This window comes from Halorussus marinus (assembly GCF_004521895.1).
GTDB lineage: Archaea > Halobacteriota > Halobacteria > Halobacteriales > Haladaptataceae > Halorussus > Halorussus marinus.
The window spans coordinates 284,942-291,698 of the sequence record NZ_SBIR01000005.1 but is presented as its reverse complement, the minus strand read 5'-3'; the positions used below and the strand labels follow the sequence as shown (position 1 = coordinate 291,698).

The following is a 6,757-nucleotide window of genomic DNA, read 5'->3' as shown; positions in this document are numbered from 1 at the left end:
TCTTCCGCGAGGTAAAACGCCGGACCTCCTCGTTCAGCAACTGTTTCAGCCACGTCGAACCAGCAACTGCTGAAACATGGCTCCAAGCCTTTGCCGTCTGGCACAATTCCACAAACTAAACACGATGACTCCGGCGGAGCGACCGACGAAAAAACGGAGGGTTCAGTCCTCGCAGCAGCCGCCGCCCTGCTGGCCGAAGTCGACCGCCAGCGGCTCGGAGATGGCGTCGTTGACGGCTTCGAGCTTGGCTTCCAGTTCCTCTTGGGCTTCGAGGTACTCTTCCATCACGGGGAGGCTGTGAAGCTCCTGTTGGGCCTGCTGGACCTGCTGGACGTCCTCCTGGGTCGCCTCGCCGGTCTGGCGCGCGAGCATGAACTCCTGGCGGAGCTGCTCGAACTCCGAGACCTTCTGTTGGGCTTCGTCGTCGTCCTCGACGGCCGCCTTCGTCTCCTCGAACGTCCGGTACTCGGGGGTCTCGGCGATGGCCTCGCCGAGCTCCGCGCCGAGCTGTTCGACGTGCGAGAGTTCGGTCGCCTCGGCCTCGGTGTCCGCGTCGGATTCGACGCTCATGTATCGGAAGTTGGGCCCGCGGCGTTTTAGACCTGCCGGATACCGCCTGGCTTGCTGGGAGCGGCCCGGCGCGTCGGGCAGTCTCGCGGCCGAGCGACCCGCGGAACACCGCGCTTAAACGTCCGCGACGACAAACGCATTCCAATGAGCCAAGAGAGCGAGTACAGCGAGGGAGACCTCAGAAAGACCGGCATGTCCCTGAAGCACGACCGCGAGTGGGACTACGAGCTCGACCGCATCGTGGAGGCGGTCGAGGACCGGGACGCCACCAAGGTCGGCCTGCAGTTCCCCGAGGGACTCAAACGCCGCGGCCCGAAGGTCGCCGACGACATCCGCGAGCTCGTCCCCGACGACGTGACCGTGATGCTGTCGGGCCAGCCCTGCTACGGCGCCTGCGACCTCGACACCTTCCTGATGAAGCGGACCGACGTGTTCGTCCACTTCGGCCACTCGCCGATGAAGAACACGGACAAGGTCATCTACGTCCCGCTGTTCTCGAACGTCGACGTGTTCCCGATCATCGAAGAGTCCCTCGACGAGCTCGCCGATCCCGCCGAGGACCCCGACGTCGGACTCGTCACCACCGCCCAGCACATGAACCAGTTCGAGGACATGAAGTCGTGGCTCGACGACCGGGGCTTCGAGGTCCACACCCGCCGGGGCGACGACCGGCTGACCCACGAGGGCCAAGTGCTGGGCTGTAACTACGCCTCGGCGGACATCGACGCCGACCAAGTGCTGTACGTCGGCGGCGGGAAGTTCCATCCGCTCGGACTCGCGATGGAACACCCCGACAAGAACGTCGTCATCGCCGATCCGGTCAACAACGTGGTGACGGTCGCGGACACCGATCAGTTCCTCAAACAGCGCTACGCCGCCGTCCACAAGGCCATGGACGCCGAGAAGTGGGGCGTCATCTTCTGCACCAAGATCGGGCAGGGCCGGTGGGAGCAGGCCCAGGAGATCCTCGACGCCAACGACGACGCCTACCTCATCACGATGGACGAGGTCACCCCCGATCGGCTCCGGAACTTCGACATGGACGCGTTCGTCAACACGGGCTGTCCCCGGATCACGACCGACGACGGCCCGCAGTTCCACAAGCCGATGCTCACGCCCGGCGAGTACGAGATCGCGGTGGGGAACAAGCCCCTCGACGAGCTCTCGTTCGACACGTTCCACGGGACGTGGTAGCGGGCTCGCGGCGCTGAGTCCAGCTAGCGTCTCACACACTTTCGCTCACAGATACCTGTCCTTCGGCCCGCCGTCGGCCGCGAAATATTACTATTGAGCATTTACAAACTTTTTTGTATGAGTAAAGGATATGCAGTAGTAGCATGAGCGCCACCCGTTCCGCCGACGTCCGCACCGCCGTCGAAGGCTGTCGAATCGAGGACGCGACCCCCGTCAGCCTCGACGCAGACGCGATCGGTTCGACCGCCCCGGACCACCTGCGCGAGCTCAAACGGGAGTTCGTCGCCGACGACCTCGTGCCCGCTCGCGTGGTCGTCGACGCCTGCTTCGGCGAGGACTGCTCGTTCGCGACCCAACAAGAGGCCGACCGGGTCCGCGAGTACGTCCGGGCGGCGGCCTTCCTCGGCGCGAACACCGTCACCGTCGAGTTCGACAGCGTCGCCGACGAGTCGAAGGTCCGGCCCGCGCTCGCCGCGCTCGCCGAGCGCGCCCACCGCGAAGGCGTCGCGTTCGAGGTCACCGGCCCCGTCGCGCTGGCCGACTGAGCCCCGCCCGCCCGGACGAGACGGAATCCGAACGTTCTCCTTTCTCGACCGCCTCTCTCGCCGCATGAGCAGGGCCGCTCTCGAGCGTCGGTTGTCGGCGGTCGCGGGCTTCGACGACCCCCGCCTCGACCTCGAACAGTACCCCACGCCGGCCGACCTCGCGGCCCACCTCGTCCACCTCGCGGACGTCCAGGGGGACCTCGCGGGCCGGACGGTGGTCGATCTGGGGACCGGGACCGGGATGCTGGCGCTCGGGGCGGCGACCCGAGCGCCCGCCCGCGTCGTCGGACTCGACCGCGACCGCGGCGCGCTCGCGGTCGCCCGCGAAAACGAGCGCCGGATCGACCCCGCGGTCGGCGTCGCGTGGGTGTGCGGGGACGCGACCCGCCCGCCGCTCGACCTCGGGGACGCCACCGTCGTGATGAACCCGCCGTTCGGCGCCCAGCGGGGCAACGCCCACGCCGACCGCGCGTTTCTGTCGACCGCGGCCGATCTCGGGGCGGTCTCGTACTCGATCCACAACGCCGGGAGCCGGGAGTTCGTCGAGTCGTTCGCCGCCGACGAAGGCGGGGAGGTGACCCACGCGTTCCGGGCGGCGCTCACCCTCTCCCGGCAGTTCGACCACCAGACGAGCGACCGCGAGGTTCTCGACGCCGAGGCGTTCCGAATCGTCTGGACGCCCTGACCTCCGTCGAGTCGCCGGTCGTTCGACTCGGACGCGACCTCGAACAGTACCCCTCAGTTGCGGTTCTCCCGCGTGGCGATCCGGAGCCGGGTCCCGTCGACGGCGGCGAACAGTCGGCGCTGTTCGCGCTCGAACCGGACCGGCCCGATCGTCACCGACTCGTTTACCGCCGGCATCGGCGCGGTCCGGAACGTCGCGTTGTCGTTCGACACCCGGAGGTAGAACGTCCCGTTGGCCGGCACGACGTCGACGGTCCGGTTCGCGAGCGTCGGCCCCGCCGTCGCGGGGTCCGAGGCGTAGGTGTGGGTCCAGCCGTCGTCGTCGGGCCCGTGGAGCCACACCTGATAGGCGGTCGGACCGTCGGCGACCGACCAGCCCCGGCGCTGGACGCCGACGACCTCCGACCACCCGAGCCCGCCGACCCGGACCCCCAGCCGGCCGGCCGACGCGAGCCGAGCCTTCGGGACCTGCTGGGTCCAGATCTCGCGATCGTCGTTCACCACGATGACGCCGCTGGTGGTGACGTTGGTGGTCTCGCCGAACAGTTCGACGTCGACCACCGAGACCTTCTCGTTCCGGACGCCCTCGGCGTAGGTGACGGTGTACCCGCCGGTCTCGATCCCGGGGCCCTCGCCCGGCACGCTCGCCCCGTCGACGCTCGTGAGGTTGACCGGGATGGCGACCCCCGCCATCACCGCCAGCGGGATCAGGAGTGCGACGACACCTACCTGTTGGCGAGTGACGTCCTCGACCAGCGGGAGCGAGAGCGATCGGGCGTCGGCGGTCGCGGCGGCGGCGACCAGCGCCGCGACCGCGACCACGAACAGCACGCCGAGCCCCCGATAGAGGACGTAGGAGCTCTCGCCGCGGTACCACCACACCGCCCAGAGGTTCATCGAGACCCCGAGCACGACCGCGCCGGTCCAGAGCCCGAGCGCGTCCGGGCGCTCGCGGCGCCGGTAGAGGACCAGCACGCCCGCCAACACTCCGAGAAACAGCCCGAGAGCGTGGCCCTGAACCGCGATCCCGTACCACCACGGCTGGCTGAAACTGGTGCCCCCCGAGCCGAACGCGACGGGGTCTCGCAGGGCGCGGTACACCGTCCGGACCACGCCCTGTGCCGACACCGCGACGACGGTCGCGAGGGGGTAACGGACCAGCGCGAACCCGACGAACGCGAACGCGACCCCCGAGAAGCCGATGATCGGTCCCCACGCCAGCAGACTGGTCGCGAGCCCGACGACGAACACTCCCGCGGGGAAGACGAGGAAGGCCCGGACGTACGGGTTCGACCGCCACGACGAGAAGGGGTTGTGGCCGCGCTCGCGCCGGAAGTGACCGAAGAAGTACTCCGCGAGGGGCGCGACCGCGAGCGTCGTCGTGAGGTTGCCGACGAGGTGGCCCGGTCCGGCGTGGGAGAACGCCGCGAACAACCACCCAGTGGGGTAGAGGTACGACCACGAGGAGAACGGGAGCGTGAGGGGAGCGCGCCACCGGGCGGCGCCCTGCTGGACGAACAGGTACACCGCGAGGACGCCACAGACCGACGCGAGCGTCCCCCACGGAACGCCGAGGACGAACCGCGACCGGAGCCGCCGACCCCACCGGCCCCGCGGGCGGTCGAGGCGCCACACCAGCGCCAGCGACGCCGCCAGCGCGAGCGGGACCGCCACCTGCACCGGGGAGGGCAGCCACGAGGGGAGTTCGAGCATTGCCGGTGTTTTCGACCACCGCGACATAAAACGGTCGTCGGCCCCGAAACCGAGCTTTCGCAATATTGAAACCGCCGAGGACGGAAGGGAGGGGTATGGAACTCCGGGTCATCGAGAAGGAAGCCGACGAACTCTCTATCGAAATCGCGGGCGAGGACCACACCTTCATGAACGTGCTGAAGGGGACCCTACTTGAACAGGACGGCGTCGCGGCCGCGACCTACGACGTGAACCCCGAGCAGTCTGGCGGCCAGACCGAACCCATCCTGACCGTCAAGACCGAGGGCGAAGACCCCCTCGACGCGCTGGAGGCGGCCGCGGGCAACATCAAGGACAAGACGACGGCGTTCCGAGACGCCTACGAGACCGCGGCCTGATCCTGCGACACCGCCGCGGGGCGCGCGACGATCCCGCCGCCCTACCGCGGTAATCCCGTCCTAACGCCCGTAATCGCCCGCGGAACCGCGAAACGGTGCGGCCGGTTTATTGACGCGTTCGGCGACGGTCCGACCGCATGAGAACACCAGCAGTCGTCGCCACAGTCGTCTTGCTCGCCGGTATCGGCCCCGGCGTCGCGGCCGGCGGGCCGGTCTCGCCCCACGCCGAGGCCGGGACCGCGGTCGAATCGGCGGCCGCTCAGGCCGACGCACAGAACGACACCGCCGTGCGAGTCGAGACCCTCACGATCGCGGAGTTGCGCCTGACAGGCGTCGACGTCGGCGGCGCGCGACTCGACGACCTGACGCTCGCCGGGGGTGCCGACGAGTCGGCCGAGTCGCTCGGGACCGCCACGGCGAGGAACCTCACCGTCGCGAACGCCACCCTCTCGGACGTGCGCTTCGAGAACGTCACCGTCCGCAACGAGACGGTCGCGACAGCGCTGTTCGGCGCCGACCGCCCCGAGAACGACACCGTCGAGCGCGACACCGTCACGCTCTCGAACCTGAGCGTGGCCTCGCTCCTCGTCGGGGACACCCGGGTGGCGAACGTCTCGGTCGGAACCGCGGAGGCGGCGATCTCGCCGCCCAACGAGACCGAGGAGGCGACCGAGTCGATCGAGCGCCCCACGGTCGGCGCCGAGAATCTGACCGTCGGGACCGCCACGCTCGACTCGATCGCGGCCGACGGCGTGACCTTCGAGAACGGCACCGTCGGCGTCGGCTCGCTCCCCGCCGACCCGGCGGCCAGCGCCGGCGTCGACGCGTAGCGACTCGGCGCGAACGGGCCGGCTCAGAGCCGGACCGGGACGCCGCGCTCGTCGAGGTACTCTTTGGTCTCTCGGATCGAGTAGTCCCCGAAGTGGAAGATAGACGCCGCGAGCCCGGCGTCGGCGCCCGCGTCGGTGAACACCTCGTACATGTCCTCGGGGCCCCCACAGCCCGACGAGGCGATGACCGGCGTGTCGACGGCGTCGCAGACCGCCTTCGTGAGCGGGATGTCGTAGCCCTCTTCGGTGCCGTCCTTGTCGATCGAGTTGACGAACAGCTCGCCGGCGCCCCGTCGCTCGGCCTCCTCGGCCCACTCGACGACGTCGAGGCCGGTCCCCTCGCGGCCGCCCTTGACGGTGCACTCGAACCAACAGGACTCGCCGTCGACCTCGGCGTAGTGTTCGCCGGCCTCGTCGAAGCGTCGCCTCGCGTCGACGCTGATGACGATACACTGGCTCCCGAAGGCGTCGGCGCCCTCGGTGATGAGCTCGGGGTTCGCGATCGCCCCGGAGTTGATCGACACCTTGTCGGCGCCGGCCCGCAGAGTCTCTTTGATGTCCTCGCGGGTGCGGATGCCGCCCCCGACGGTCAGCGGGATGAAGATCTCGTCGGCGATGTCCTCGACGACTCCGAGCATCGTCTCGCGGCCCTCGGCGCTCGCGGTGATGTCGAGGAAGACGAACTCGTCGGCGCCCGACTCGTTGTACCGCTGTGCCATCTCGACGGGATCGCCGGTGTACTCGAGGTTCTCGAAGTTCACGCCCGTGTACACCGCCGGGTTCCCGTCCTCGTCGACGTCGACGTCGATGCACGGGATGATGCGCTTTGTGAGGGTCACGCCGA

The 6,757-nt window shown here is 69.0% G+C and carries 8 protein-coding genes and 1 pseudogene; 6 read left to right on the top strand and 3 right to left on the bottom strand.

Annotated elements, in window-relative coordinates:
- A pseudogene (locus tag EPL04_RS08790) lies at positions 1–119 on the top strand (IS6 family transposase); the annotation flags it as partial.
- A gap of 43 nt (positions 120–162) precedes the next feature.
- Here the strand turns inward: EPL04_RS08790 and EPL04_RS08785 are convergent.
- On the bottom strand, positions 163–570 hold the full coding sequence (locus EPL04_RS08785; protein WP_134670953.1) for a YlbF family regulator: 408 nt from the start codon (positions 568–570) through the stop codon (positions 163–165).
- Positions 571–714: 144 nt separating this feature from the next.
- Between EPL04_RS08785 and dph2 the strand changes: the two genes are divergently transcribed.
- From dph2 to EPL04_RS08770, 3 genes are all read left to right on the top strand, one after another.
- Positions 715–1,764: a diphthamide biosynthesis enzyme Dph2 gene (dph2, locus tag EPL04_RS08780; RefSeq protein ID WP_134670952.1), complete on the top strand. Its 1,050-nt coding sequence runs from the start codon at positions 715–717 to the stop codon at positions 1,762–1,764.
- 143 nt (positions 1,765–1,907) lie between these two features.
- Entirely contained in the window at positions 1,908–2,309 is a 402-nt protein-coding gene (locus EPL04_RS08775; protein ID WP_134670951.1) for a hypothetical protein, read from the top strand.
- A 64-nt stretch (positions 2,310–2,373) separates the two neighbouring features.
- Positions 2,374–2,994, top strand: a complete 621-nt coding sequence (locus EPL04_RS08770; protein ID WP_134670950.1) for an METTL5 family protein — start codon at positions 2,374–2,376, stop codon at positions 2,992–2,994.
- Positions 2,995–3,047: 53 nt separating this feature from the next.
- Here EPL04_RS08770 and EPL04_RS08765 read toward each other — a convergent pair whose 3' ends face one another.
- Complete coding sequence (locus EPL04_RS08765) at positions 3,048–4,706, bottom strand: rhomboid family intramembrane serine protease (RefSeq protein WP_134670949.1); 1,659 nt, start codon at positions 4,704–4,706, stop codon at positions 3,048–3,050.
- Between the two features lie 95 nt (positions 4,707–4,801).
- On the opposite strand from EPL04_RS08765, the gene EPL04_RS08760 reads away from it, so the two are divergent.
- Both EPL04_RS08760 and EPL04_RS08755 read left to right on the top strand, forming a co-directional pair.
- A complete protein-coding gene (locus EPL04_RS08760; RefSeq protein ID WP_134670948.1) occupies positions 4,802–5,083 on the top strand; it encodes a DNA-directed RNA polymerase subunit L in 282 nt (93 codons plus the stop codon).
- A gap of 137 nt (positions 5,084–5,220) precedes the next feature.
- Entirely contained in the window at positions 5,221–5,913 is a 693-nt protein-coding gene (locus tag EPL04_RS08755) for a hypothetical protein (protein ID WP_134670947.1), read from the top strand.
- Positions 5,914–5,936: 23 nt separating this feature from the next.
- On the opposite strand, the gene hisF is transcribed toward EPL04_RS08755, so the two are convergent.
- Positions 5,937–6,752, bottom strand: coding sequence for an imidazole glycerol phosphate synthase subunit HisF (gene hisF, locus EPL04_RS08750; RefSeq protein WP_134670946.1), 816 nt, complete (start codon positions 6,750–6,752; stop codon positions 5,937–5,939).
- Positions 6,753–6,757: the final 5 nt, after the last annotated feature.

Bases quoted from the DNA above. Each gene is read 5' to 3' on its own strand.
- EPL04_RS08785 (WP_134670953.1), bottom strand. From the start codon at position 570: ATGAGCGTCGAATCCGACGCGGACACCGAGGCCGAGGCGACCGAACTC.
- dph2 (WP_134670952.1), top strand. From the start codon at position 715: ATGAGCCAAGAGAGCGAGTACAGCGAGGGAGACCTCAGAAAGACCGGC.
- EPL04_RS08775 (WP_134670951.1), top strand. From the start codon at position 1,908: ATGAGCGCCACCCGTTCCGCCGACGTCCGCACCGCCGTCGAAGGCTGT.
- EPL04_RS08770 (WP_134670950.1), top strand. From the start codon at position 2,374: ATGAGCAGGGCCGCTCTCGAGCGTCGGTTGTCGGCGGTCGCGGGCTTC.
- EPL04_RS08765 (WP_134670949.1), bottom strand. From the start codon at position 4,706: ATGCTCGAACTCCCCTCGTGGCTGCCCTCCCCGGTGCAGGTGGCGGTC.
- EPL04_RS08760 (WP_134670948.1), top strand. From the start codon at position 4,802: ATGGAACTCCGGGTCATCGAGAAGGAAGCCGACGAACTCTCTATCGAA.
- EPL04_RS08755 (WP_134670947.1), top strand. From the start codon at position 5,221: ATGAGAACACCAGCAGTCGTCGCCACAGTCGTCTTGCTCGCCGGTATC.